Below are 26,362 nucleotides of genomic sequence, written 5' to 3'. Positions count from 1 at the left end.
TGCCCTGCTCCACCCGCTCCACGCTCGCGTTGATCAGCGCCTTGATCTCCTTGGCCGCCTCTGCGCTGCGCCCGGCCAGGCTGCGCACCTCGCCGGCCACCACCGCAAAGCCCCGGCCCTGCTCGCCCGCACGCGCCGCCTCCACCGCCGCATTGAGCGCCAGGATGTTCGTCTGGAACGCTATCCCGTCGATCACGCTGATGATGTCCGCGATCTTCTTGCTGCTGTCGTTGATGCCCTTCATGGTCTCCACCACTTCGGCCACCACGTCCCCGCCCTGCACCGCCACCGTGCTTGCGCTCACGGCCAGCTGGTTCGCCTGGCGCGCGTTGTCCGCGTTCTGGCGCACCGTGGAGCCCAGCTCTTCCATCGACGCCGCCGTCTCCTCCAGCGCCGACGCCTGCTGCTCCGTGCGCGCCGACAGGTCGTTGTTGCCCGACGCTATCTGCGAGCTGGCCGACGCCACGCCTTCGGCGTTGCCGCGCACGCCGGAGACCACGCGCACCAGGCTGTGGCGCATCTCGCCCAGGGCGGTCAGCAACTGGCCCATCTCATCCTTGCCGCCAGGCGGCACATCGGAGGTCAGGTCACCACCAGCGATGGCCCGCGCAGCCTGCACGGCGTGGTGCGCAGGCCGCGTCACGGAACGGGTGATGCCCACGCCCAGCACGGCAGCCAGCACCACGCACACCGCGAGCGTGCCCAGCACCCAGACACGTGCAAGCGAGAACACCTGCTGAGCGTCCGCCTGCGCCTGCTGCGCGGCGTCGGTGTTGATCTTCTGCAGCTCCCCCAGCGTCTCCGCGGTGGCGACAAACGCCGCCTCGGACTCGCCCGCGTACAACATGCCCAGCGCGTCGCTGGTGAGCTCCAGCGTCTCGGTGGTGCTGAAGTCCACGTTCTTGGCGATATCCATCAGCTTGGCCTGCAGCTCCACATAGGCGGCCTTGCGCTTCTTGTAGACGCCGTAGACCTCGCGCTCCTGGGGCATGTCGATCAGCGTTTCATACGTCGCCTCGATGCGGTCCAGATCCTTGTGGCGGGCAGCCACCTGCTCGGAAAACGCCTTCACTTCGGCCACGCTGCGCGATGTGACAACGCCCGCCTCGGCACGCCGCATGCGGTTGAGCTGCACCCGCAACTCGCCGGTCTGCGTCACGCTGGGCAGCAGGTTGGTAGCGATCTCTTCGGCCTGCGCATGGATGCGCGACATCTGCACCAGCGCGATGACCCCCAGCATGGCCGTGAGCAGCACGAGCGACACGAAGCCCACGCCCAGTTTGGCGCCGATGCGCAGATCGGAAATTTTCATGAAATCACCCTTCAGACGGCGGCGCTGCAGCATGCCCGCCATTTGTAACAAAATGCTGTCCCAGTCTATCAGCCAGAGGCAGCATCTTCTCTCAGGTGTTTCACGGTTTGCGCAACCGGAGGCCAGGCTGCCCATGGCTGCGCCAGGCTGCGGACGCTCTCTTTTCGGGAGCATCCCGCGCTGATCCAGAAAGCGCCGCAGGCCTCTGCGCCGCTCAATGGTTGCTAGGCCGCCAGCAAGCTATTGCGGGACCACCTCCAGCACGATGAACTGGTTGGCCTGCGTGTCCGGCGTGAAATTGTTGTCGGCGGCCAGCACCAGCGTGCGGTGGCCGTTGGGCAGCGTGTGGCCCCAGGTGATGGCTTCGATGTTGTCGAGCTTGACCCCCTGGTAGGTCAATGGCATCTCCAGCAGCACGCGCCGCGCCATGGGGGTGTAGCTGGCACCGGCCAGGCGCGGGGTGCCGATCACGTCGGTGGTGGCACCCGTGATCTCCGTCCATACCAGGCGGATGGTGTTGCCCACGCCCGAGGCGAACGCGCGCTCCACTGCAATGAACTGGCCATTGCCCACGGCCAGCATGTCCGACAAACCGTTGTCGGGGCCGAAGGGCGCGCCCGGGGCGGCGTCCACCGGAATCCTGGGCAACGGGTAGGCGTACTGCCCCTTGGGCTTGCCGGAGGCGGGGTCGAGCGCCGTCACGCGCACCACGCTGCCGCCTTGCAGCGTGGTGATGGGGCCGTCCTGGATCAGCGCGTCCTCGTTGGCGGCATACACCGTGCCGTCGGGCGCCACGGCCAGCGCTTCGAACACCTTGTTGCTGCGGGCGCCGTCGGTGGTGTTGTCCACGTACTGGTACATGCCGGGCAGCGAGAGCTCACGCACGAAGCGGCCTTCGCGCGTCATCTGCCGCACGAAGGGCTGGAACCGGCTGGCCGCCGTGGCGCTCCAGTTGCCCTCCGAAGCCCAGTACAGGCTGCCGTCTGGCGCGGTGCGGATGGCTTCGGGGTCCACCGTGCGGGCCGTGGCGGGGAACGGGGTGCCGTCCTCGCGCAGCATGTGCATCTGGCGGTTGATGCGGACCTTGACGTTGCCGCCGGCGTCGTAGTCGATGCCCAGGTTGTAAAAGCGCGGCGTGCCACGCTCGCCGCCCCGGTCGTCCGAGACGGCCCAGTAGCTGCCGTCCGCGGCGCGGTCCAGGCCCGAGATGCCGCCAAACTCGACACCCTCGAACATCGTGCCGGTGGGCAGCGAAGTGCTGCCCAGCAGCCGCAGCGCGGCGATGGGCTGGGCCCGACCGCCGCCATCGTCATTGCCACCGCCGCAGCCTGCCAATGCAGCCGCCACGGCCATCGCCACGCCCACGGCCATGCGCCGCCATGAATGCACCAGTGCCATCTCTGTCGCTCCGCCCTGCCGGGCCCGTTGGTTGAAGGAAAGAACCAGGAAAGCGCCAGAGACTAGGGTGGCCGTGTTGCGGCGCCGTGACAGGCGAGCGGACCGGGCGGGCGGACCGGCATGGCTAGGGGCAACGCGCCGGCCATGAAAAAAGCGCACCGGCCAATGGCCTGTGCGCTTTGCCTGAATGCTCCGATTTTGATAGCTCCTGGCGCTTGCCTGTCAAGCGCCAGCGGCCCACAAGACCCGTCAAACCCGGCACACCGCGCCGGGCCCGGACATCATGCGTTGTTGGCCTTCTTGTAGGCTTCGATGCCGTCGGTCACTTCCTTCTTGGCCGAGTCGATGCCCTCCCAGCCCAGCACCTTGACCCACTTGCCCTTTTCGAGGTCCTTGTAGTGCTCGAAGAAGTGGGCAATGGCGTTGCGGCGCATGGCGTTCACGTCGTCGATGGTCTTCCAGTGGTCGTACATGGGCAGGATCTTGGACGTGGGCACGGCGATAACCTTGCCGTCCACGCCGGCTTCGTCTTCCATCATCAGGATGCCCAGGGGGCGGCAAGGCACCACCACGCCCGAATGCAGCGGGTAAGGCGTGATCACCAGCACATCGACCGGGTCGCCGTCGCCCGACAGGGTCTGGGGCACGTAGCCGTAATTGGTCGGGTAGTGCATGGCCGTGGTCATGAAGCGGTCCACGAAGATCGCGCCGGACTCCTTGTCCACTTCGTACTTGATCGGGTCCGCGTTCATCGGGATCTCGATGACCACGTTGAAGGCTTCGGGGATGTTCTTGCCAGGAGTGACGTTGTTGAGGGACATGTCTTTGAATAGTGGTTGGTAAGCGTAACCCGCGATGCGTGCGGTCTTGCGGCCAGCCTGCATTCGTGGGGCAGGCAGGTCGCGCAGCGTCGGGATTAACCCTGATTTTACGGGCACGCCCCTTTCTGCCCGCTTGCAAACCCGCGTTTGCCTGTAAATTGGGTCTGTTGGCCAATCGACTCCTTGCCCCCGCGGCAGTCCTGGAGCACGAGGAAGCAACGCAGCGGAAGCACCACCGACCTGCGTTGTGATGTTTCCTTCCGTGCAACTGAAAAGATTGAAAGGAGCGACCAATGGCTGGAACTACAGCGCTGACTGCCCCCCTGATACTGGCTCTGGTTTGCGGATTGATTGCGGTAGCCTACGGCATCTGGGCGCGGGGATGGATCCTCGCCAAGGACCCGGGCAATGCCCGCATGCAGGAAATCGCCGCCGCCATCCAGGCCGGTGCCGCTGCCTACCTCTCACGCCAGTACAAAACCATCGCCATCGTCGGCGCGGTGCTGGCCGTTCTCATCGGCATCTTCCTGGACGGCACCACGGCCATCGGCTTCGTGGTGGGCGCAGTGCTCTCGGGCGCCTGCGGTTTCATCGGCATGAACGTCTCGGTGCGGGCCAACGTGCGCACGGCCCAGGCCGCCACGCAGGGCATCGGCCCCGCGCTGGACGTGGCCTTTCGCGGTGGCGCCATCACCGGCATGCTGGTGGTGGGCCTGGGGCTGCTGGGCGTCACGGCGTTCTACTGGTTCCTGGCGGGCAACGGCAACCTCACGCCCACGGCCAACCTGGCCACGCTGCTCAACCCGCTGATCGGTTTTGCGTTCGGCTCGTCGCTGATCTCCATCTTCGCTCGGCTGGGCGGCGGCATCTTCACCAAGGGTGCCGACGTAGGCGCCGACCTGGTGGGCAAGGTGGAGGCTGGCATCCCTGAAGACGACCCGCGCAACCCCGCCGTGATCGCCGACAACGTGGGCGACAACGTGGGCGACTGCGCCGGCATGGCGGCCGACCTGTTCGAGACCTACGCGGTGACGCTGATCGCCACCATGGTGCTGGGTGCGCTGCTGGTCGCCACCGCCCCGGTCAATGCGGTGGTGTACCCGCTGGCGCTGGGCGCCGTGTCCATCGTGGCGTCCATCATCGGCTGCTTCTTCGTGAAGGCCTCGCCCGGCATGAAGAACGTGATGCCCGCGCTGTACAAGGGCCTGGCCATCGCGGGCGTGCTGTCGCTCATCGCGTTCTACTTCGTCACCGTCTGGATCATGCCGGACAACGCCATCACCGCCAGCGGCAGCCAGATGAGGCTGTTCGGCGCCTGCGCCACGGGCCTGGTGCTCACGGCCGCGCTGGTGTGGATCACCGAGTTCTACACCGGCACCCAGTACTCGCCCGTGCAGCACATCGCGCAGGCCTCCACCACCGGGCACGGCACCAACATCATCGCGGGCCTGGGAGTGTCGATGCGCTCCACGGCCTGGCCGGTGATCTTCGTGTGCATCGCCATCATCGCGGCCTACACGCTGGCGGGCCTGTACGGCATCGCGGTGGCTGCGATGTCCATGCTGTCCATGGCGGGTATCGTCGTGGCGCTCGACGCCTACGGGCCCATCACCGACAACGCCGGCGGCATCGCCGAGATGGCCGAGCTGCCCAGCAGCGTGCGCGACATCACCGACCCGCTGGACGCCGTGGGCAACACCACCAAGGCCGTGACGAAGGGCTACGCCATCGGCTCGGCGGGCCTGGCCGCACTGGTGCTGTTTGCCGACTACACCCACAAGCTCGAAACCTACGGCCGGGCCGTGAGCTTCGACCTGTCGGACCCGATGGTCATCGTAGGCCTGTTCATCGGCGGCCTCATCCCCTACCTGTTCGGCGCCATGGCGATGGAGGCCGTGGGCCGCGCCGCCGGAGCCGTGGTGGTTGAAGTGCGCCGCCAGTTCAGCACCATCCCCGGCATCATGGACGGCACCGGCAAGCCCGAATACGGCAAGGCCGTGGACATGCTCACCAGCGCCGCCATCAAGGAAATGGTGGTCCCCAGCCTGCTGCCCGTGATCGTGCCCATCGTGGTCGGCCTGGCCCTGGGGCCCAAGGCCCTGGGCGGTCTGCTGATGGGCACCATCGTCACAGGCCTCTTCGTGGCCATCAGCATGTGCACCGGCGGCGGCGCGTGGGACAACGCCAAGAAGTACATCGAAGACGGCCACCACGGTGGCAAGGGCAGCGAGGCCCACAAGGCGGCCGTGACCGGCGACACCGTGGGCGACCCCTACAAGGACACGGCCGGCCCCGCGATCAACCCGCTGATCAAGATCATCAACATCGTGGCGCTGCTGATCGTGCCGCTGGTGGTGAAGTTTCACGGGGGGTAAGCACAGCAAGCCGGGCAGGCCGGCCTGCCAATGAAAAAGCGAGAAAGGGGGCAAAGCCCCCTTTTTGCCGCGTACCATCGCGGCTACCGGTATCCCTTCATCCCAGAAGATGGCCCTGAAAAACACCACGACATCGCACCCTGCACCTGCCGCCGGCAGCCATGGGGCCTACCAGCAGCTCATTCATGCCGTGGTGGCGGATGCCAGGCACCTGATGGAGCGTATTGCCGAAGCGGCGCGCATGACGCTGCAGGCGCGCCAGGACGCGGTGCGCACGGCGGGGGAGCACCAGGCCATGCACGAGGCGCGGCAGCAGATCACCCGGCTGGCTTCCGTGATGGGCGAACGCTACCCCGAGGCGCTGCGCAAGGCCCTCGAGCAGTCCGCCACGCGCACCGCAGAGAAGACCACGCGCTCGCTGTTCACCGTTCACTTCGACGAGCTTGAGCTGATGGACGAGTCGCAGATCAGCGAAAGCGTGGAACGTGCCCGGGCGCGGCAGATCCTGGTGTCTGCGGTGGAAGGCCCGCTCGCCGACCTGGACGCCCTGGTGTGCGCGGCCCAGGGGCTGGAACGGGTGCAGCCCGACCAGAACCCGCTGCGCCCGGACGTCTTCCTGCAGGCGCTGCAAACCGTGGTGTCGCAGATGCAGGTCACGGACCAGGTGCGGCACGACTGGATCGGCCCGATGGCGCAGGCGCTGGGCCGCGAACTGCGCACCCTGTACCTGGCGCAGGTCGAGCAGCTGCGGCACAGCGGCGTGCAGCCGGTGGGCTACGCCATGCGCCAGACCGACGGCCAGGTGCTTTACGTGGCGCCCGCAGCCAGCGGTGCGTCGCCAGGCTTTGCGGCTGACAACGAATTCGCCACTGCGGCCGCCGGGTCTGCCGATTCGCTGCTCACGCTCGACCGCTTGCGCCGCCTGCTGCTGGGCGAGCTCAATGAGTCTGCGGCGCCGGGCCCCGCGCCTGCCTTTCCCGACGCAACCGACGCAACCGGCATGACCGGCGTGACCGGGGCGCCCGAAGACTTCGCCGAGCGCTTCGCGCGGGAGTTCGACGGGCTGGACGATCTGCCCCGCGTGGACCCGCCCGCCACGGATTTCGCCATGACGGTGCCCGCCGCCTTCGAGGCGCTGCAGGAGATGAACCAGGTCGGGCAGATGATGGAGCGCCTGGGCACGCCACGCCCCCCAACGGCCAGCGGCGACCACCCCCCGGCCGCCACGCCGCGCCAGCACGCGGGCGGACTGGGCCAGGCCCTCAGCATGGAAGTGGTGGCGCTGATGGTGGACAACATCGCGCGCGACACGCGGCTGCTGTGGCCCGTGCAGCAGTTCGTGCGGGCGATGGAGCCGGCGCTCATGCAACTGGCGCTGGCCGACCCCCGCTTCTTCAGCCACAAGGAACACCCTGCACGCAGGCTGCTGCAGGACCTGACCGAGCGCAGCCTGGCCTTCGACAGTACGGAGGACACGGGTTTTCAGAGCTTCATGCGCTCGCTCATGAACATCGCGGGCCCGCTGGCCACCGCCACGATCGAGGGGCCCGACGATTTCGAGCAGGTGCTGCAGCAGTTGCACGCCAAATGGGCCGACAGCGAAAAGGAGCGCAAGGAGGAGCGCCAGCGCGCCATCGAGGCGCTGCAGCATGCCGAGCAGCGCCACCTGCTGGCCGCCAAGATCTCGCGCGACATCTGGCTGCTGCCGGACATCGACAAGGTTCCGGACCCCATCCTGCGGTTTCTTCTCGGCCCGTGGGCCAAGGTCGTCGCCCAGGCGCGCCTGGCCGACACGACCGGCAGTACCGACCCCGGCCGCTACCAGGAGCTGGTGGAAGCGCTCATCTGGAGTGCGCAGCCCGAGCTGACCAGCTTGAACACGGGCCGCCTTGCCCGGCTGCTGCCCAAGCTGCTGCCCAAGCTGCGCGAGGGCCTGGCGTCCATCGATTACCCGGCGGACCGCACGGAGGCCGTCTTCGAGTTGCTGATGCAGCTGCACCAGCAGGCTTTCAAGCAGCCCGCCAAGCCCGCTGCCGCCCGCACGGCCCCGCCCGCCGAGGTGCCTCGGGCGCCAGCCCCCGGCACCCCGGCCCTCGACGAGGACGAAGAGCCTTGGGTGGCGCCCTCCGAGGCCAAGGAGTCAGGCTACATGGATTCCTCGCAGACGCCCGAGTCCGAGAGTCCGCTGCCAGCCACCCTCGCGGCCCCTGCGGGTGGCGAGAGCGTCGTGCCCGCGCTCGCCATAGGCAACTGGGTGAACTTGCTGGTCGCCGGCCACTGGGAGCGCACGCAGCTGTCCTGGATCGGCTCCAACGGCACCTTCTTCCTGTTCACCAGCGCCTCGGGCCGCACGCAGTCCATGACTTTGCGGCTGGTGGACCGGCTCATACAGCAAGGCGCTATGCAGGTGCTCACTCAGCAGAACGTGGTGGACGGTGCGCTGGACGCCGTAGCGCAAGCGGCCATGCGCAACAGCGTGGAAAGCCGCCTGTGAGCAGCCGACCGATCGGCAGCACCCACGGTGGCGGGCCCTTTCACGGCGGCTGACAGCCTCGGTAAAGACCCGGGCCCGAAATCCCGCAAGCCGCCGCCCTCTCCCACCGCAGGCAAGGGGTCAGAACTCCGCAAAGACCGCTGCACGCAGCAGCGCAGCCGCTGGCGCCACCAGCTCCTGCAGCTCTGAAGCGCGATCCTGCTCGATGGCCTGCAGCACCATCTCGTTGATGCCCCCCACCACCGCCATCGCCATGGCGGGCTGCAGCGGCGTCTTGCGCAGGCGCTCGCCAGGGCGGTTGTTGACCACGTCCAGCATCAGGTCGGCCAGTTGCTGGTTGGCGCGCCGCCGCGCGGCCAGGCCTGGTGCCCCCAGGCCCAGGATCTCGATGAACAGCGTGCGCAGAAGCACCGGGTTGCGCATGAGCACGCCGAAGTAAGCGCCCATGGCCTGCTCCACCTGCGCCTGCCAGTCGCTGTGCGGGTCGATGGCGGCACGCAGCACGCCGATCGCGTTGCCGCTGGCAAGCTCGTACAGCGCGATCAGGCACTCGGCCTTGTCGGCGAAGTTTTCATAGAAGGTGCGGCGTGACACGCTGGCTTCGCGCACGATGTCGGCGATGGTGGTGTCCGCATAGCCCTTGGACGCCACAGCGCGGGCCATGCCTTCGAGAAGGCGGGCGCGGGGTTCCGGTGCGGGGGTGGCAACCGGGGCGGAGGCGGTGGCGTCAAGAGTCGTCATGCGTGCTGTGCGGGCTGAATTCCTGAAAGCTGGACACAAGGGTTGCACTGGCTGGTACTTGACAGTACCACACCCGGCAGGCATGATTTGCATCATTGGTACCATCCAGTACCAACTCATCCGCCGGGATATCCAGGGAGTATTGTCCATGACCGAGCTTGTTGTACGCCGCCTGCTGATCGATCTTGAAACGCCGTTTGCGCGCCACTGGTGCGGAGGCGACGCGTTCCGCTCGGCGTTCTTCAATGCGCTGTCGATGAGCTTTCCGGTGGGCGAGCAGTTTTTCATCGATTCGGTGCGCGACGGCCACAAGGCACTGCCGCCGGACCTGCAGGCCCGGTTTGCCGACGAGGTGCGCGGCTTCATCGGCCAGGAGGCCACGCACCGCCGCATCCACGCACTGTTCAATGGCCACCTCGAGAAGCAGGGCCTTGCCAACGAATGGGCACCCCGCGCGCAGGAGCGCATGAAGCTCTTTGCCGAAGCCGACCCGCGCCACCCCCTGGCCGTCACGGCCGCCAACGAGCACTTCACCGCCTTGCTGGCCGAATGGCTGCTGGCCCATCCCGAGATCCTGGCGGGCGCCGAGCCGCGCCTGGCCACGATGTGGCAGTGGCATTGCGCCGAAGAGTCGGAGCACCGCAACACCGCGTTCGATCTGTACCAGGCGCTGGGCGGCAACCACGACTGGCGCATTACCTGGTTTCGCCGCATCACCACCGTGTTCCTGGCGGACGTGCTGCGCCAGACCGTGGCCAACCTGCGCCGGGACGGCACGTTGTGGAAATGGAGCACCTGGGCCAGCGCGGCGCGCATGCTGCTGGGCCGGGGCGGCCTGGTGCGCGAGACCTGGAAGCCCTGGCGCGCCTACCTGCGGCGCAACTTCCACCCCAGCCAGCACGGCAGCGATCTCTCCGCGCGCTGGCTGGCCGAGCACAGCGACACCTTCACGCCCATGGGCGCACGGTGATGCGCCCTGCGCACCACCCCTTTGACCCGCACGCCCCGTGCTGCTACAACTCCACCCACCTGCCTTGCACCGCGCAGCCGGCCGCCTCCACCCCGGGCCGGCGCTGACACCTACGAGCTGAACCATGACACTCCACCGACCGCACCGGCGCATCCGCCGGGCAGGCGAAGCTTTGCTGTGCCTGATTGCTGCCACCCAGCTGGCGATCACCACCCTGCCCGCGCAGGCCGAGCCCATGGCGTTCGATGCGGCGCTTGAGCAACTGGGTCGCCGCTCCGACCAGCTGGCCGCCTCCAAAAGCGCCGTCGAAAGCGCCCAACTGCGCCGCGATGCGATGCAGCGCCTGGGCGGCCCGGTGGTCAACCTCACGGGCGCGGCCTATGCCTACAACGCCAACCTGGACGTGGACCTGAACCCGCTCAACCGCGTGCTGCCCGGCGTGCTGTCGCAACTGCCGCCGCAGCTCGCCGCCCCCCTGGCCCAGCTGCCGCACCTGCCGTCGTCCTACACACTCAACCGCCACAAGAGCGACACCACCTCTTCGGTCTCTGCCGTGTGGCCCATCTACATGGGTGGAGCCAGCCACGCCGCGCGTGGCCTGCTGGACGCCATGACCCATGAGGCCGAGGCCGACGCCGCCAGGACGGGCCATGAAGCCACCACGCTGCTGGTGCAGCGCTACTTCGGTGCCCAGCTGGCGGAGCGCGCCGCCGTGCTGCGCGAGGCGGCGCTGGCCACCATCGAGCAGCACGACGCAGCCGCCCAGAAGATGCTGGACGCCGGCGTGATCGCCCGCGTCGAGCGCCTGCAGGCCCGATCGGCGCTGGAGGAGGCACGCCGCAACGCCCGCAAGGCACGCGACGATGCCGAGCTGGCCGCCACCGCGCTCACCCGCACCCTCAAGGCCAGCGAGCGCGTCACGCCCACCAGCCCGCTGTTCGTGCTGGGCCAGCCGCTCGAACCCCTGCCGCAGTTCATCGACACCGCGCTCGCTCGCCACCCGGGCCTGTCCAAGGTCGCCGCCAAGAAGGAGCAGGCCACGCAGTTGCACGCAGCGCAGGAGGCATTGCGCAAGCCCCAGGTGTTCGCGTTCGGCCAGCGCCAGCTCAAGACCGGCAAGGAGGCCGACTGGGTGGCTGGTGTGGGCGTGCGCTGGACGCTGTGGGACTCGATCGACCGCGATGCGTTGGCCGAGTCCTCCAACCGCCAGATCGCGCAGGCCGAGCGCACAGGCGCGCAGGCGCAGAACGACATCGCCCTGCTGGTGGAAAAACGCTGGCTGGGCGTGGAGCAGGCCCGCCGGCAGTTCCTGGCCATGGCCCCCAGCCTGGAGCTGGCCGACGAGGTGCTGCGCCTGCGCACCTCGGGCCTTGCAGCCGGCACCAGCACGACGCTGGACCTGATCGACGCACAGGTGAACCAGGCCAAGACCCGGACCGAGCGCGCCCAGGCGGCCCATGACTACGTGAAGGCGCTGGCCGACCTGCTGGAGAGCTGCGGCCTGTCGGATGACTTTGGCAAATACATGGCGCGTGCCGACGCCCTGAAAGTGGAGTAGTGACCAACATGAACAAGAACACCAACAACAGCAGGAAGGCCGCCGTGATCGGCACGGTGGCTGTCGTGGCCGTGGCCGGTTTCGTGGGCTTCGGCCTGTGGAAGGCCTCGCAACCCGCGCCCGAGGTCTTCCAGGGCCAGATCGAGGCGCAGGAAGCCGACATCGCCCCCAAGGTCACTGCGCGCATCGCGCAGATCCTGGTGAAGGAAGGCGACCAGATCGCCGTGGGCGCGCCCCTGATCCGCATGGACAGCCCCGAGGTCAAGGCCAAGCTGGCGCAGGCCACCGCCGCGCAGGAGGCCGCGCAGGCCGTGGCCGCCAAGGCCGAGCACGGCGCGCGCCCTCAGGAGGTGGAGATGGCCCGCCTGAACTGGCAGCGTGCCGTGGCCGCCGCCGACCTGGCCGAGACGTCCTTCAAGCGCGTGGACGGCCTGGCCCGCGAGGGCCTGGTGGCCGCGCAAAAGCGCGACGAGGCCGAAGCCAACTTCAAGGCGTCGCGCGACCAGGCGCTGGCCGCCAAGGCGCAGTACGACCTGGCCCGCGCCGGGGCACGCCCCGAAGACCGCTCGGCCGCGAGCGCCCAGGCACGCCAGGTGGCCGGCGTGGTGGCCGAAGTCGAAGCCGCCCAGGCCGAGACTGAACTCAAGAGCCCCGTCGCCGGCGAAGTGGCCAAGGTGCTGACACGCACCGGCGAGCTCTCGCCCCAGGGCGTGGCCGTGGTCACGGTGGTGGACCTCAAGGACCAGTGGGTGGTGCTCAACGTGCGCGAAGACCGGCTGCAGCGCTTTGCCATCGGCAAGGAATTCGACGCCACGCTGCCGGCACTCGGCGGCAAGGCGGTGACCTTCAAGGTCTACCACACCGGCGTGCTGCCCGACTTCGCCACCTGGCGCGCAACGCGCGCGGGCCAGGGGTTCGATGTACGCACGTTCGAGGTGCGGGCGCGGCCAGCCCAGCCCATCGAAGGCGCCCGCCCCGGCATGACCGTGCTGGTGCAGTGAGCCCGCGGATTTGAATAAAAAGTGCTTCCAGCGCTTTGCCATCAAGCGCCAATAGCTATGAATTCAATAGCAAACAGCTTTCGCCGCGAAGCCCGCCGCCTGGCCGCCGACCGCTGGGACCTCGCCATGGTCACCTGGGTGCCGCTTCTGGCGGTGGCGCTGCTGTGGTGGATCTTTTCGGCAGGGCTGCCGCGCCACCTGGCGGTGGGCGTGGTCGATGACGACCACTCCGGCCTGTCGCGCCAGCTGGTGCGCATGCTGGACGCCACGCCCGGCGTGCAGGTCACGCAGCACTACACCAACGCGGCCGAGGCCGAGCGCGCGCTGCGCGCCGTGGACGTCTACGCCGTGGTGGCCATCCCGCGCGACTTCGCGCGCACCGTGAAGCAAGGCCGCGCCGCAGAGGTCACCCTGTTGCACAACGCGCAGATGGGCACCCACTCGGGCCTGCTGCAGCGCGATGTGCGCGCGGCGGTGGGCACGCTGTCGGCAGGCATCGAGATGGCCGCGCGCAACAAGCGCGGCGAACCCGCCCAGGCCGTGCGCGTGAGCATGGAGCCCATCCATGCGCAGATGGTGGCGCTGTTCAACGTGTCGAGCAACTACGAGCAGTTCCTGGGCGCGGCGCTCATCCCTGCGCTGCTGCACATCCTGGCCATGACCGCCGGCGCCTGGGCCGTGGGCCGCGAGCTGCGCGACCGCAGCGTGGGCCAGTGGCTGCAAGCCCCGCTGGGCGCGGGCCGCTTCTTCCACACCGCAGGCGCCTTGCTGGGCAAGCTGGCGCTGCCCTGGGCCACGCTCACGCTCACCGGCCTGCTGGCACTGGTGGGCATCACCTGGGGCCGGGGCTGGCATCCGCCGGGCAACCTGTGGTGGGTGGCAGCGGCACTGGCACTGCTGATGGCAGTGTCGCTCACGGCGGGTGCGGCGCTGGCCGCCCTCACGCGGTCGCTGCGCACAGCGCTGTCGGGCGCGGGGTTCTTTGCCGCCCCGGCCTTTGCGTTCAGCGGCGTGGCTTTTCCGCTGGCCGGCATGCCCGCCAGCGCCCGCGCCTGGTCCGAGGCCATGCCCTTCACGCACTACATCCGTCTGCAGATCGAGCAGTTGCAGATGGGCGCACCGCTGGCCACCAGCGTGTCCACCGTGGTGGCGCTGATGGCGGCCTCCGGGGTGCTGTGGCTGGTGGGCGCGGCGGGCCTGCATCGTGCGGTACGGCAGCCTGACAGCTGGGGAGGCCGCTGAAATGGAATGGAGCGACTGGCATGCGGCAGCTGCCCCCTCTCCCCAACCCTCCCCCGCGAGGGGAGAGGGAGCAATGCCTGCGCGCCTCGCAGACGGCTGCAACGCCCTCGGAGCCCCTCCCCCCTCGCGGGGGAGGGTTGGGGAGAGGGGGCCCTCGCAAGCACCAGTGCACCCCAAACCACCCCAGCCCGCCCCGCCCAGCTACTGAACCCAGGCTGACATGACACCCCCCATCCCCCCCGAATCCCCCCGCAACCTGCTGCATGCCTGGCTGCTGGCCCTGGCCACCGTGGCACGCGACAAGGGCGTGCTGCTGCTGCTGATCGGTGCGCCGGTGCTCTACGGCTTCTTCTACCCCTGGTTCTACGCCGACGAGGTGCTCACCCGCGTGCCCGTGGCCGTGGTGGACATGGACCGCAGCAGCCTGTCGCGCCAGATCACGCGCTTTGCCGATGCCGATCCGCGCATCGAGGTGCGCATCGTCACTGGCAGCGAGCGCGAGGCGCAGGAGGCCCTGTGGCGTGGCGAGATCGAGGGCTACGCAGTGGTTCCCGCGGGGCTCAAGCGCAGCGTCGTGCGCGGCGAGAACGCCGTGGTCAGCATCGAAGCCAACGGCGCGTATGCGCTGCTCAACAAGGCCGTGCAGTACGGCTTCGCCGAGGCCGTGGGCACAGTCTCCGCCGGGGTCGAGATCCGCAAGCTGCAGGCCGGCGGCCAGAGCGCGCAGCAGGCCCACGCTAGCCGCGCCCCCGTGCAGCTGCAGATGGTGGCGCTGTTCAACCCCACCGAGGGCTACGGCAGCTTCGTGGTGCCCGCCGTGGCGCTGCTCATCCTGCAGCAGACCCTGTTCATGGGCGCCGCGCTGCTGGCCGGCACCTGGGTGGAGGCCGGGCAGCACCGCGCCAACGCCACCACCTGGCTGGGGCGCTTGCTGGCCCTGTGCACGCTGGGCTGGGCCAGCGGCCTGTTCTACTTCGGCTGGATCTTCGTGCTGCACGACTACCCGCGCGGCGGCAACCCGGTGGGCGCGCTGGCCCTGCTGGCGTGCTACGTTCCGGCCGTGGCGGCGCTGGGTTCGCTGCTGGGGCTGTGGTTCGGCAACCGCGAGCGGGCGCTGCAGGTGTTGCTGTTCACCACCCTACCCATCGCCTTCGTCGCTGGCTTCTCCTGGCCCGTGGAGGCCTTGCCGCAGCCGATGCAGTGGCTGCGCTGGCTGCTGCCCAGCACCTCGGGCGTGCAGGCGTCGCTGCGGCTCAACCAGCTGGGCGCGCCGCTGTTGGCGGCCCTGCCCTACCTGTGCGCCCTGGTGGCGCTGTGCGCGGCGTGCACGGCCGCGTTGCTCTGCAAGACACGGCCCGCATGCGGCACCGGAGCGGCCTGAAAACGCAGCACGCTGACGCTCGTACGCCCACGTGAGCCTGCACAATGGCGGGCATGCGCATCCTGTTCATCCACCAGAATTTCCCGGGGCAATTCAAGCATCTGGCACCTGCGCTCGCGGCCCGGGGCCACGAAGTCGTGGCACTGGGCATCAACCAGCCATCGGTTGCGTTGCCAGGTGTCAAGGTGGTCCTGCACAAGCCCCAGTTCACCGCCGCGGCGCCGGGCCGCGATGCCGACACGGCGTCGTTGCACGAGCTTCGCAGCAAGATGGAGCGCGGGGCGTCCGTGGCCCGTGCGCTGCAGGCCATGCAGCGCGAAGGCTTCACCCCTGACCTGATCTATGCCCACCCAGGCTGGGGCGAAGCCTTCTACGTCAAGGACGTGTTTCCGGACGCCAGGCTGATCGTCTATGCCGAATATTTCTATGGCGCCGACGGCGGCGACTCGAGTTTCGACCCGGAGTTCAGCCGGCCTGCCGAAGGCGACAACCGCCGCCTGCACACCAAGAACCTGCACCTCATGCATGCGCTGACCCATGCAGACAAGGGCGTGTCCCCCACCGAGTTCCAACGGGACCGGCACCCCCTGCCGCTGCGCCAGCGCATCGACGTCATTCATGACGGTATCGACACGCAGCGCTTCGCGCCCGCTGCGCAGACCTTCGTCTCACTGCGCAACGCGGGCCTGCGTCTGACGGCCCAGGACGAGGTGGTCACCTTCGCAGTGCGTGAACTGGAGCCCTATCGCGGCTACCACATCTTCATGCGCGCCCTGCCGGAGTTGCTGGCGCGGCGCCCCAAGGCGCACGTCATCATCGTGGGCGGCAGCGGTGCCAGCTACGGCGCGGCGGCGCCGGCGGGCACCACCTGGCGCAACATCTTCCACGCGGAAGTGGCAGGCCGCATCGACCCGCAGCGCGTGCACTTCGTGGGCAAGCTGCCCCATGCCAACCTGACGCAGCTGATGCAGGTCTCCACGGTGCATGCGTACCTGACCTACCCCTTCGTGCTCAGCTGGTCGCTGATGGAAGCCATGAGCACCGGCTGCATGATCGTCGCCTCGGACACGGCCCCGGTGCGCGAGCATGTGCGCCACGGCGAAACGGGGCTGCTGGTGGATTTTTTCGACCACGAGGCTCTGGCCGACACCATCGTGCGGGCCATCGAGCAGCGCAACGAACTGACCCCGCTGCGCGCAGCGGCGCGCGCGCATGTGGTGAACAACCTGGACCTGGCCACCAATTGCCTGCCCGCACAGATCAATCTGCTCTCCAGTGTCCTGGGCGCGCCTCTCTGACTTTTTTACCCCCGTTCAACATGCCTGTCTTCCTGCACGTCGGCTGCGGCCAGAACACCAAGGTGCGCACCACGCGCGCGTTCAACACGCCCGAATGGACCGAGCTGCGGCTGGACATCGACCCAGCCGTCGTGCCCGACATCGTGGGCACCATGACCGACATGCGCGCGGTGGCGGATGCGTCGGTGGACGCCATCTACTCCTCCCACAACATCGAGCACCTGTACCCGCATGAGGTGCCGTTGGCGCTGGCGGAGTTTAGGCGCGTCCTCAAGCCTGGGGGCTTTGCCGTCGTGACCTGCCCTGACCTGCAGGCGGTCGCGGAACTGGTGGCCCAGGACAAGCTCACGCAGCCGGCCTACCAATCGCCCGCCGGCCCGATCTCCGCGCTGGACATCCTGTACGGCCACCGGCCTGCGCTGGCCCAGGGCAACCTGTTCATGGCGCACCGCACCGGGTTCACGTTGAGCAGCCTCATGCACGCCTTCAACACATCCGGCTTCGGCGGCTGCGCGGGACTGCGCCAGCCGCCGCCCATGTACGCACTGTGGGTCGTGGCCGCCAGGCAGCCCGTGCCCGAGGCTGCGCTGAAGGAGCTGGCTGCCGCGCACTTTCCCTGACGGGCTCCGCAGCCCCAGGCTGAGCCCACCACAAGCCACAAAGGCCACCCTGGGGTGGCCTTTGTGGTTCAAGGCTGCACCGCGGTGTCAGACCAGCGCAAGGAAGTCACCGCTCGTGAGCGCCGGGTGCGTGGTCGTGCCCAGCGTGACGATGGTGATGGCCGCACCGCCCCCGGCGCCATCCGCGTCGTAGGTCAGCGCCCCCGTGACAGTGCTGTAGGCCAGCGTCACGCCATCGAGCGTGACCGATCCACCCGCCACCCCCAATGCGGAGAACACGCTCGCCGACAGCTGGATCTTGTCGCCCTGCGCGGTGCTGAAGTCCGTGATGCGGTCTGCGTTGCCCGCGTTGATGGCGCTGTCGAACACGAAGGTGTCGGCCCCCAGCCCGCCCGTCAGCGTGTCGCTGCCCAGGCCGCCAGCCAGCGTATCGTTGCCCGCCATGCCGTTGAGCACGTTGTTGCCCGTGCCGCCGGTGAGCTCGTTGTTACCGGCATTGCCGGTCAGGTTCACGGCGGCGCTGCTCAGGACGATGGCGTTTTCCACGTTGGCGGCCAGTACGTAGGTAGCCGCGGAAGCAAAGGCCACCTGCACCAGGTCGATGCCCGGATCGGCGCCTTCGACCACGATGTCGGTCGCGACATCGATCACATACGTGTCGTCGCCGGTCCCGCCCGTCATGCGGTCAGCGCCCGCGCCGCCATCGAGCAGGTCGTTGCCAGCGCCCCCGGACAGCGTGTCGGCACCGAGGCCGCCACTGAGCGTGTCGCCGCCATCGTTGCCGGTCAGCACGTTGTTGAGCCCGTTGCCCATGAGGCCCAGCCCCCCGGACGTGGTGACGGTGGCGTTCTCGACATTGGGGCTCAGGTCGTACGAGCCCCCCAGGAGGGCGACGTTCACCAGGTCGGTCCCCGCATTGAGCGCCTCGATGACCTGGTCGCCCAACGCATCGACCGTGTAGGTGTCATTGCCCGCACCGCCTTCCAGCCGGTCGCTGTCCGAGCCACCGTCCAGCTTGTCATCGCCCAGCCCGCCGATGAGGGTGTCATTGCCGCCCAGGCCATTGAGCACGTCGTTGCCCGCCAGTCCGTCGATGATGTCGTCTCCCGCTGAGCCGTTCACCGTATCGGCGGCTGCCGAGGCTGTGTTCGACACCACCTCGGAGAGCGACTTGTCCGCTCCGCCGCCCTGGAAGCTGAACCATTCGACGCCGCGCACGATGGTGATGGTGCCGCTGCCGATGTGCGTGAAACGAACATCCGTGGCCGACAGGCGGGCCACCGTGTAGTCGGCCAGAACACCGCTGAACACCGCCACGTCCGCTGCGCCCACGCCTCCATCCAGCGTATCGTTGCCACCCGCTCCCACCAGCGTGTCGTCGCCGCTTCCACCGGTGATGACGTTGTCTCCGGTGTTGCCTGTCAGGGTGTTGTTACCGGCATTTCCGGTGAGATTCACCTTCAAGGCCGGGGTCGAGACGATCAGCCCGTTCTCGACGTTGGCAGCCAGCGTATAGGTTCCAGCGGCGGTGAACGCTACCTTCACCATGTCCGAACTGGCATCTGCGCCTTCGACAACCACATCCGTTGCCACGTCCACGGTGTAGGTGTCATTGCCCGTGCCTCCGGCCAGTCGGTCTGCGCCGGCGCCTCCATCCAGCTCATCGTCGCCGGCATTGCCCGTCAGGGTGTCGTTGCCATTGCCACCGCTGAGCGTGTCCTTGCCGTCGTTGCCTGTCAGCACATTGTTGAGCGCGTTGCCCGTCAGGCTGAAGTCGCCGGACAGGGTCACAGTGGCGTTTTCCACGTTGTCGGCCAGCGTATAAGGGCCTGCGAAAGCGATGTTCACCGTATCGGTGCCTGCGTTCAACGCCTCCACCACCTGGTCGCCCAGCGCGTCGATGACATAGGTATCGTTGCCCGCACCGCCGTCCAGCGCGTCGTTGCCCAGGCCTCCGTCCAGCGTGTCATTGCCCGCACCGCCGGCCAGCGTGTCGTTGTCGTCGCCGCCGTAGAGTTTGTCATCCCCCGCGCCGCCCGCCAGGGTGTCGTTGCCCTCCAGGCCGCTCAGGGTGTCGTTGCCGCCCCGTCCGTCGAAGTTGTCTGCGCTGGCCGTGCCGGTGATGTTGTCGGCGGTATCGCCTGCCGCAACATCCCGAAGATCCTGCTCGCTCACCGTCGCGTCGGCGAAGACGATGCTCTCGACATTGCGGAAGGTGACGATTTCGCTGCCACGTGTGAGCACCAGGTCGGTGGTGGTGCGCGAGACCGTGTACTCGTTGCGATTGCCTTGCAGCTCCAGCGTGTCCGTGCCCGCACCGCCATCCACGGTGTCCGCGCCACCGCCTCCTTGCAGCGTGTCATCGCCCAGGCCGCCGTTGAGGACATTTTTGCCCGTGTGGCCCTCAAGCCGGTTGTTGGCGGCGTTGCCGGTGAGGTTGACCGCTACCGACGGGCTGCTCTCCACCTCGGCACCTTCGACATTGGCAGCCAGCACGTAGGTCCCGGTGGTGGTGAAGTTGACGGACACGTAGTCCGAACCCGCACCGGCGTCCTCGACGATCACGTCGGTGGGAGAGTCCACGTAGTACTCGTCGTCGCCCGCACCGCCGACCAGGCGATCGACGCCGGCGCCACCGTCCAGGCGATCATTGCCTGCGCCGCCGATGACCGTGTCGGCCCCCAGCCCGCCGCTGAAGGTGTCGTTGCCGTCGTTGCCGGTCAGCACGTTGTTCAGGGCGTTGCCCATGAGGCCCAGTCCGGCGGACGTGGCCACGGTGGCGTTCTCCACGTTAGGGCTCAGGTCGTAGCCCGAGCCCGGTGCGAGCGAGACATTCACCAGATCCGTTCCGGCATTGAGTGCCTCCACCACGTTGTCGCCCACCGCATCGACCATGTAGATGTCGTTGCCCGCACCGCCTTCCATGCGGTCGCTGTCGGTGCCTCCGTCCAGGGTGTCGTTGCCCGCGCCGCCCAGCAGTGTGTCGTTGCCGGCCATGCCGGAGATGAGATCGTTGCCGCCCTTTCCGTTCAGCAGATCGTCAGAACCGTCGCCCACCAGGGTGTCGTTCTGCTCGGTTTCAAGCCGGGCCAGCAGATCGGCTTCGGTGACCGTCTGGTCCGCGAACGCTACGTGCTCGATGTTCTGGAAGGTGACGGATTCGCCCGTGCGTGCCAGAGTCAAGGCCGAGCTGCCGGCAGCTCGGGTCAGCGTGTAGTCGCTGCGGTCGCCCGCAAGCACCAGCGTATCGCTGCCTTCGGCCCCATTGACGCTGTCCGTGCCGCCCTTGCCTTCCAGGCGGTTGTCTGCCGCACTGCCCACCAGCGTATCGTTCAGCGCAGTGCCACGCACGCCCTCTATGTTGGTCAGCGTGTCGGTGCCACCCTGACCATCGCTGGCCGTGCCGGCTGCAAGGTTGACGTTCACTCCTGTGGTGACGGGCGCAAAGTCATAGCGCACGATGTCGAAGCCGCCTCGGCCATCGATGAAATCGTTACCTCCACGGCCTTCGAACAGTTCCGCATAGGTAGCAACATCGGAACCCAACAACGTGTCGTTGAAGCCGGAGCCACGAATCTGGTTGATGTTGGAAAGTTCGTCGTTGCCGGTGGCCGCGCCGGTGGCCGTGCCAGCCAGCAAATCCACCGTCACGGACGCGCCAGCATTCTGAAAATTCGCACGATTGCCATTGATGCTGGCGTTGGTGATGGCGCCCCCGTTGATCGTGTCGTTGCCCGCGCCGCCTTCGAACATCTCGAAGATGTCCGCACTGCTGCCCAGGATGCTGTCGTTGTGGGCCGAGCCCCGGATGAAGGGCACATTGACCACCGTATCGGTGCCCCCCCATCCGTCGGTCACCGTGCCGGAGCCCGCGCTGCCGTCGCCGGTGATGCCCGAGAGGTTCATCACGATGCCACTGGCGTTGTCCTCGTAGCTCAAGGTGTTGCCGTCGGCGTAGCCTGCGCGGTCGGTGACGGCGCCACCGTCGATGCTGTCGTTGCCTGCGCCGCCCTGCAGGATGTCGCCGCCCGCACCGCCCAGCAGGGTGTCGTTGCCCGCACTGCCGCCCAGCCAGTCATTGCCGGCGCCGCCGTCGATGAGGTCATCACCCGAGTCGCCCGTCAGCGTGTTGGCGGCGTCGCTGCCCAGCAGGGTATCGGCAAAAGACGAGCCAGCGACATTCTCGATGCTGGTCAGCGTGTCCGTGCCGCCTTGGCCATCCACGGCCACGCCTGTTGCCAGATTCACATTCACGCCAGTGCCTGCGATGCCGTACCAGACCCAATCGTTGCCAGCCCCGCCATCGATGGAGTCGTTGCCGGCCCCCCCTTCGAAACCGTTGTCCGCACTGCTGCCGATGAGAGTGTCGTTGTAGGCGGAGCCCGAGACACCCGATATTCCGGCCAGAGTGTCGTTGCCATCGGCACCGGTCGCGCGGCCCGTGGACAGATTGACCGTGACGGCTCCGCTGGCCCCCCAGTAAGCCACCCGGTCCAACCCTCCCCCGCCGGTGATGTTGTCGTTGCCCAGGCCGCCGCTGAGGTCGTTGTTGCTGGCGTCGCCCGTGATGGTGTCGTTGAAGGCGCTGCCGCTGACCCCCTCGAAGCCCGCCAGGGTGTCGCTACCCGAGCCTGTTCCCGACGTACGGCCGGTCGTCAGGTTCACATTCACCGCCGCAGTCGCGTCGTGGTAGTTCGCGAAGTCCCATCCGCTGCCGCCATTCAGAGAGTCATCACCAGCGCCGCCCCAGATGTTGTCGTTGCCGGCCCCACCATGGACGGTGTCGTTGCCCGCACCGCCCTCCAGCGAGTCGTTGCCGTCGCCCCCGTCGATGCTGTCGTTGCCGCCCAGGCCTTCGAGCCTGTTGGAGGCGCCGTCCCCCACGATGGTGTCGTTGAAGCCTCCGCCCCGCACCCCTTCGATGCCGCTGAAGGTGTCGGTGCCGCCTTGGCCGTCGGAGGCAGTGCCGTCCACCATGCTGACATTCACGCCAGAGGTCGCGAGAAAGCGGTAGTCCAGCCGATCCCAACCACCGTTGCCGATGATGGTGTCGTTGCCCGCGCCACCTTCGAAGGACTCAAACTCTCCAGAACCTCCGATGAGGGTGTCGTTGTAGCTCGATCCGCTGACCGCTTCGATGTTGTACAGCGCATCGGTGCCGCCGAGACCATCCTGGGCAGAGTTCATGCCCAGATCCACCAGTACCCCGGCGGTTGATGTGTCGTAGAAAACCCTGTCGAAGCCCTCTTTGCCATCGATGGTGTCATTGCCTGCACCGCCGCGGAACAACTCGGTGAGTCCGTCGTTCAAGGTGACCCCGCCCTGGGGGTCTCCTCCGATGAGGGTGTCATTGCCGCTTGATCCTTGAATGCCCTCTATGCCCACCAAGGTGTCGGTGCCACCCGTACCGTCGTTGAAGGTGCGACCAAGCGCCAGATTCACGTGGACTCCAGTGTTCCCGTCGTAGCGGACCCAATCTATGCCGCCACGGCCATCGATGAGGTCATTGCCACCTCGGCCGTCAAAGAATTCGACGTAGGTGGAGGGGTTGTTCGAGCCCCGCAGAACATCGTTGAAACTGGAACCACGGATCTGATTGATGTTGATCAGCTTGTCGTTTCCGTCGGCGCCAATGGCTGTGCCGGCTTGCAGATCCACCGTTACGGAAGCGCTGGCGCTTTGGTAGGAAACCCGATTCTGGTTGCTGTTGCTCGTGATCGAGCCGCCGTCGATGGTGTCGTTGCCAAGCCCGCCTTCGAACATTTCGAACACATCCGCGGCACTGCCGGTGATGGTGTCATTGAACGCGGAGCCCACGACCATCTCGATGCCCACCAGCGTGTCGTTTCCGTCCGCGCCAGTGGCACGGCCGGTGCCCAGATTTACGTTGACAGCACCAACGCTGGCCGAATAAAGGACCCGATCGAAGAAATCCCGCCCGCCCCCGCCCACCAGACTGTCGTTGCCCCCAAAACCTTCCAGATCGTCGCTGACATTGTCAGCACCCACGAGGGTGTCGTTGCCCGATGTTCCAGGGATGTATGCCATGGTGTACGCCTTGATATGTGCGAAGTTGGAAATGATTTGCTGCGAGAACACATCCAGGGCACGGTCGCCCCAGGCCCCGAAGTCGACAGAGGATGTGTCAAGACGTACACAAGGGTCCATCCCCCATTCATGGGATGGACTTTTCCCCGAGGCATGTGGTGCGGAGGCGGATTTCAAGGCGTCCTCTACCCCGTTTCGACTTGATCACGGTCCAAGAGGCGCTGCACCAGTACGGCATGGACGGCCGCGTGGGCCGGGCCCAACGTCATCGTCGGCGACCGCGGGGGCCGTACCCGCCGCTTCCAATGCAAAACGCCCGATGCAGCGCATCGGGCGTCCTTGGCAGGGCAATTTGGCGGCGGCTTCTGAGCAGGCCTGGAGACAACACGACTCAGAGCGGGCAGGCCTTGCGCAACTGGCTACAACTCGCCAGCAACCGCAGCAGCGGCACCTGCGGGCGTGCGTTCACCGCACCATGCAGGGCGACTTGTTGTTGAACTTCCATCCCGGGATCAGGTACTGCATGGCGATGGCGTCGTCGCGCGCACCCAGGCCGTGCTGAAGGTACAGGCGGTGGGCGCGCTCCACCTCGTCCATGTCCAGCTCCACCCCCAGACCAGGCTTCTTGGGAAGGTCGATAAAGCCGTTCTTGATCTGGAGCGGCTCCTTCGTCAGGCGCTCGCCGTCCTGCCAGATCCAGTGGGTGTCAATGGCCGTCACCCTGCCCGGTGCTGCGGCGCCCACGTGCGTGAACATGGCCAGCGACACGTCGAAGTGGTTGTTGGAATGCGAGCCCCAGGTCAAGCCGAAGGCCTGGCACATCTGTGCCACACGCACCGAGCCGGCCATGGTCCAGAAATGCGGGTCGGCCAGCGGAATGTCCACCGACTGCAGCGCCAGGCTGTGCGCCATTTCGCGCCAATCGGTGGCCACCATGTTGGTGGCGGTGGGCAGGCCGGTAGCGCGGCGGAACTCGGCCATCACTTCGCGGCCGGAGAACACGCCTTCGGCGCCGCAAGGGTCTTCGGCATAGGCCATCACGCCGTGCAGGTCGCGCGTGATGCGGACCGCATCCTTGAGCAGCCAGCCGCCGTTGGGGTCCAGCGTCACGCGCGCTTCCGGAAAGCGCTCGTGCAGCGCACGGATCGCCTCCACCTCTTCCTCGCCGCGCAGCACGCCGCCCTTGAGCTTGAAGTCGGCAAATCCGTAGCGCTCATACGCAGCCTCGGCCAGGCGCACGATACCCTCGGCCGTCATGGCTTTTTCATTGCGCAGGCGGAACCAGTCATTGTCCGCGCCGGGCTCGGTGCGGTAGGCCAGGTCGGTCTTGGCGCGGTCGCCCACATAGAAAAGGTAGCCCAGCATCTGTACCGATTCGCGCTGCACGCCGTCGCCCAGCAGCGCGGCCACAGGGACGTTGAGGTGCTGGCCCAGCAGGTCAAGAAATGCCGACTCTACCGCCGTCACGGCGTGGATGGTGATGCGCAGATCGAAGGTCTGCAGCCCGCGCCCGCCCGCGTCGCGGTCGGCGAACTGGGCGCGCATGGCATTGAGCACGGCGTTGTGATGGCCGATGGGCCTGCCCACGATCAGCGCTCGCGCGTCCTCGATGGTCTGGCGGATCTTCTCTCCACCAGGCACCTCGCCCACCCCCGTGTTGCCCGCACTGTCGCGCAGGATGAGCAGGTTGCGCGTGAAGAACGGGCCATGCGCGCCGCTCAGGTTCATGAGCATGCTGTCGTGGCCTGCCACGGGCACCACGCGCAGCTCGGTGACGACGGGGGTGCTGGTGGCAGAGGGGATGGATGGAGTGGTCATGGTGGTCCGAAAGCGAAGATGAGGCGCACGATGGCGCCCCGGGGTAAGTCTCAATCAGCAGTGATTTTTCGGGTCTCGATCACGGTCTTCCAGCGTGCGAACTCACGCGCCTGGTAGGCGGTGAAGGCTTCCGGCGTGCTGGCCACGATTTCCAGGCCTTGGTCGAGCATGCGCTTCTTCACGGCCGGGTCGTTCATCGCGGCGACGGCAGCGTCCGATAGCTTCTTCTTGAGTGCAGGCGGCAGGCCCTTGGGCGCGGCCATGCCCTGCCAGGAGTACACCTCGGCACCTGCCACGCCGGCTTCCGCCAGGGTGGGCACATCGGGCAGCACGGGGCTTCGCTTGTCGCCGGTGACGGCAATCGCATGGAGCTTGCCGCCGCGGATGTGCTGCAGCACGGCGTTCACGTTCTGGAACGAGAACTCCACCTGTCCGCCCAGCAGGTCGTTGATGGCCGGTGCGCCGCCCTTGTAGGGGATGTGCAGGCCTTCGGTACCGCTTTGCTGCCAGAACACCTCCGCCGAGAGGTGGTCAGACGAGCCGTTGCCCGAGCTGGCGAAGCTCACCTTGCCCGGGTTGGCCTTGAGCTGGGCGATCACTTCCTTCACGGTGCGGGCCTTCTGGCCTGGGGCAGCCACCAGCACGTTGGGCGCCTGCACGGGCACGGTGATGTAGTCGAAATCCTTGAGCGCGTCATACGGCACGCTCTTGAGCAGGTGCGGCGCGACGACGAAGGCGCCCAGCGAGGACACCAGCAGCGTGTAGCCGTCGGCCGGCGCGCGCTTGACCATGCCTGCGCCCAGCGTGCCCGTGGCACCGGGGCGGTTGTCCACCACGAAGTTCTGACCCAGCTTATCGCCCATGTGCTGTGCCATGGCCCGTGCCACCATGTCAGTGGAGCCGCCGGCCGGGAACGGCACGACGATGGTCACGGGCTTTTCAGGCCAGGCTGCGGGGGTACTGGGCGCGGGCGTCTGCGCCGATGCGGCAAAAGCGAGGCTGCAAGCGCTCGCGGTGAGCAGCAGTTTGTTGATGAACATGGTCTATGTCTCCAAAGGTGGATGGGTCGACAGCCCTCTGCGGGGCCTGGGTCGGGTGTTGCGTCGGAACGGATGCTTGCCTGGATGCCAGGATGGGGGCGTGGTGCGGAGCGGTTACTGCGGGCCGAGCTTCTTGATGAGCGCGGCGAGTTCTTCCATCTCGCTGGGCTTGAGGTCGGTGAGCGGCGCGCGCACGGGGCCGCCGTCGTGGCCCACGATCCTGGCGCCCGCCTTGATGATGGAGA

General features: G+C 67.4%; 16 protein-coding genes and 1 pseudogene. 9 read left to right on the top strand and 8 right to left on the bottom strand.

What is annotated here, in order from left to right; all coding sequences use genetic code 11:
• From KW835_RS26185 to ppa, 3 genes are all read right to left on the bottom strand, one after another.
• Positions 1-1,312: methyl-accepting chemotaxis protein (locus KW835_RS26185; RefSeq protein WP_218387682.1), on the bottom strand; the 1,312-nt coding region annotated here is incomplete at its 3' end.
• Positions 1,313-1,552: 240 nt separating this feature from the next.
• Positions 1,553-2,710 (bottom strand): esterase-like activity of phytase family protein, encoded by a 1,158-nt coding sequence (locus KW835_RS26180; protein WP_218387681.1) that lies wholly within the window; start codon positions 2,708-2,710, stop codon positions 1,553-1,555.
• A 281-nt stretch (positions 2,711-2,991) separates the two neighbouring features.
• The gene (gene ppa, locus KW835_RS26175; RefSeq protein WP_218387680.1) at positions 2,992-3,531 is read right to left on the bottom strand and encodes an inorganic diphosphatase; all 540 of its coding nucleotides are present in this window, start codon (positions 3,529-3,531) and stop codon (positions 2,992-2,994) included.
• A gap of 293 nt (positions 3,532-3,824) precedes the next feature.
• Between ppa and KW835_RS26170 the strand changes: the two genes are divergently transcribed.
• Together KW835_RS26170 and KW835_RS26165 are read left to right on the top strand one after the other, a co-directional pair.
• On the top strand, positions 3,825-5,906 hold the full coding sequence (locus KW835_RS26170) for a sodium-translocating pyrophosphatase (protein ID WP_218387679.1): 2,082 nt from the start codon (positions 3,825-3,827) through the stop codon (positions 5,904-5,906).
• Between the two features lie 109 nt (positions 5,907-6,015).
• Positions 6,016-8,400: a DUF1631 family protein gene (locus KW835_RS26165; RefSeq protein ID WP_218387678.1), complete on the top strand. Its 2,385-nt coding sequence runs from the start codon at positions 6,016-6,018 to the stop codon at positions 8,398-8,400.
• A 120-nt stretch (positions 8,401-8,520) separates the two neighbouring features.
• Here KW835_RS26165 and KW835_RS26160 read toward each other — a convergent pair whose 3' ends face one another.
• Positions 8,521-9,141: a TetR/AcrR family transcriptional regulator gene (locus KW835_RS26160; protein ID WP_255593985.1), complete on the bottom strand. Its 621-nt coding sequence runs from the start codon at positions 9,139-9,141 to the stop codon at positions 8,521-8,523.
• 148 nt (positions 9,142-9,289) lie between these two features.
• On the opposite strand from KW835_RS26160, the gene KW835_RS26155 reads away from it, so the two are divergent.
• The 7 genes from KW835_RS26155 to KW835_RS26125 all read left to right on the top strand — a co-directional run bounded on the left by KW835_RS26155 (position 9,290) and on the right by KW835_RS26125 (position 17,211).
• Entirely contained in the window at positions 9,290-10,111 is an 822-nt protein-coding gene (locus tag KW835_RS26155) for a metal-dependent hydrolase (protein ID WP_218387676.1), read from the top strand.
• A gap of 124 nt (positions 10,112-10,235) precedes the next feature.
• Positions 10,236-11,669, top strand: a complete 1,434-nt coding sequence (locus KW835_RS26150) for a TolC family protein (protein ID WP_218387675.1) — start codon at positions 10,236-10,238, stop codon at positions 11,667-11,669.
• Between the two features lie 8 nt (positions 11,670-11,677).
• The gene (locus tag KW835_RS26145) at positions 11,678-12,670 is read left to right on the top strand and encodes an HlyD family secretion protein (RefSeq protein WP_218387674.1); all 993 of its coding nucleotides are present in this window, start codon (positions 11,678-11,680) and stop codon (positions 12,668-12,670) included.
• 57 nt (positions 12,671-12,727) lie between these two features.
• Positions 12,728-13,912, top strand: coding sequence for an ABC transporter permease (locus KW835_RS26140; RefSeq protein ID WP_218387673.1), 1,185 nt, complete (start codon positions 12,728-12,730; stop codon positions 13,910-13,912).
• Positions 13,913-14,132: 220 nt separating this feature from the next.
• Entirely contained in the window at positions 14,133-15,293 is a 1,161-nt protein-coding gene (locus tag KW835_RS26135; protein WP_218387672.1) for an ABC transporter permease, read from the top strand.
• Between the two features lie 44 nt (positions 15,294-15,337).
• A complete protein-coding gene (locus KW835_RS26130; RefSeq protein ID WP_255593984.1) occupies positions 15,338-16,591 on the top strand; it encodes a glycosyltransferase in 1,254 nt (417 codons plus the stop codon).
• Between the two features lie 20 nt (positions 16,592-16,611).
• Entirely contained in the window at positions 16,612-17,211 is a 600-nt protein-coding gene (locus KW835_RS26125) for a class I SAM-dependent methyltransferase (RefSeq protein ID WP_218387671.1), read from the top strand.
• An 87-nt stretch (positions 17,212-17,298) separates the two neighbouring features.
• Here the strand turns inward: KW835_RS26125 and KW835_RS26120 are convergent, their stop codons facing one another.
• The 4 genes and pseudogenes from KW835_RS26120 to KW835_RS26105 all read right to left on the bottom strand — a co-directional run.
• Complete coding sequence (locus tag KW835_RS26120; RefSeq protein ID WP_218387670.1) at positions 17,299-23,259, bottom strand: calcium-binding protein; 5,961 nt, start codon at positions 23,257-23,259, stop codon at positions 17,299-17,301.
• 465 nt (positions 23,260-23,724) lie between these two features.
• Positions 23,725-25,077 (bottom strand): glucarate dehydratase, encoded by a 1,353-nt coding sequence (gene gudD / locus KW835_RS26115; RefSeq protein WP_218387669.1) that lies wholly within the window; start codon positions 25,075-25,077, stop codon positions 23,725-23,727.
• Positions 25,078-25,127: 50 nt separating this feature from the next.
• Positions 25,128-26,117: a tripartite tricarboxylate transporter substrate binding protein gene (locus KW835_RS26110; protein WP_218387668.1), complete on the bottom strand. Its 990-nt coding sequence runs from the start codon at positions 26,115-26,117 to the stop codon at positions 25,128-25,130.
• Positions 26,118-26,231: 114 nt separating this feature from the next.
• A pseudogene (locus tag KW835_RS26105) lies at positions 26,232-26,362 on the bottom strand (5-dehydro-4-deoxyglucarate dehydratase); the annotation flags it as partial.

The organism is Acidovorax sp. sic0104, from assembly GCF_019219095.1.
In the GTDB taxonomy this organism is placed as follows: domain Bacteria; phylum Pseudomonadota; class Gammaproteobacteria; order Burkholderiales; family Burkholderiaceae_C; genus Acidovorax.
Note: the sequence above shows the minus strand (reverse complement) of the source record. Positions and strands in the feature narration are given on the sequence as shown.

Bases quoted from the DNA above. Each gene is read 5' to 3' on its own strand.
- KW835_RS26140 (WP_218387673.1), top strand. From the start codon at position 12,728: ATGAATTCAATAGCAAACAGCTTTCGCCGCGAAGCCCGCCGCCTGGCC.
- KW835_RS26130 (WP_255593984.1), top strand. From the start codon at position 15,338: ATGGCGGGCATGCGCATCCTGTTCATCCACCAGAATTTCCCGGGGCAA.
- KW835_RS26180 (WP_218387681.1), bottom strand. From the start codon at position 2,710: ATGGCACTGGTGCATTCATGGCGGCGCATGGCCGTGGGCGTGGCGATG.
- KW835_RS26165 (WP_218387678.1), top strand. From the start codon at position 6,016: ATGGCCCTGAAAAACACCACGACATCGCACCCTGCACCTGCCGCCGGC.
- KW835_RS26145 (WP_218387674.1), top strand. From the start codon at position 11,678: ATGAACAAGAACACCAACAACAGCAGGAAGGCCGCCGTGATCGGCACG.
- KW835_RS26170 (WP_218387679.1), top strand. From the start codon at position 3,825: ATGGCTGGAACTACAGCGCTGACTGCCCCCCTGATACTGGCTCTGGTT.
- ppa (WP_218387680.1), bottom strand. From the start codon at position 3,531: ATGTCCCTCAACAACGTCACTCCTGGCAAGAACATCCCCGAAGCCTTC.
- KW835_RS26160 (WP_255593985.1), bottom strand. From the start codon at position 9,141: ATGACGACTCTTGACGCCACCGCCTCCGCCCCGGTTGCCACCCCCGCA.
- KW835_RS26110 (WP_218387668.1), bottom strand. From the start codon at position 26,117: ATGTTCATCAACAAACTGCTGCTCACCGCGAGCGCTTGCAGCCTCGCT.
- KW835_RS26155 (WP_218387676.1), top strand. From the start codon at position 9,290: ATGACCGAGCTTGTTGTACGCCGCCTGCTGATCGATCTTGAAACGCCG.
- KW835_RS26125 (WP_218387671.1), top strand. From the start codon at position 16,612: ATGCCTGTCTTCCTGCACGTCGGCTGCGGCCAGAACACCAAGGTGCGC.
- KW835_RS26150 (WP_218387675.1), top strand. From the start codon at position 10,236: ATGACACTCCACCGACCGCACCGGCGCATCCGCCGGGCAGGCGAAGCT.
- KW835_RS26120 (WP_218387670.1), bottom strand. From the start codon at position 23,259: ATGGCATACATCCCTGGAACATCGGGCAACGACACCCTCGTGGGTGCT.
- gudD (WP_218387669.1), bottom strand. From the start codon at position 25,077: ATGACCACTCCATCCATCCCCTCTGCCACCAGCACCCCCGTCGTCACC.
- KW835_RS26135 (WP_218387672.1), top strand. From the start codon at position 14,133: ATGACACCCCCCATCCCCCCCGAATCCCCCCGCAACCTGCTGCATGCC.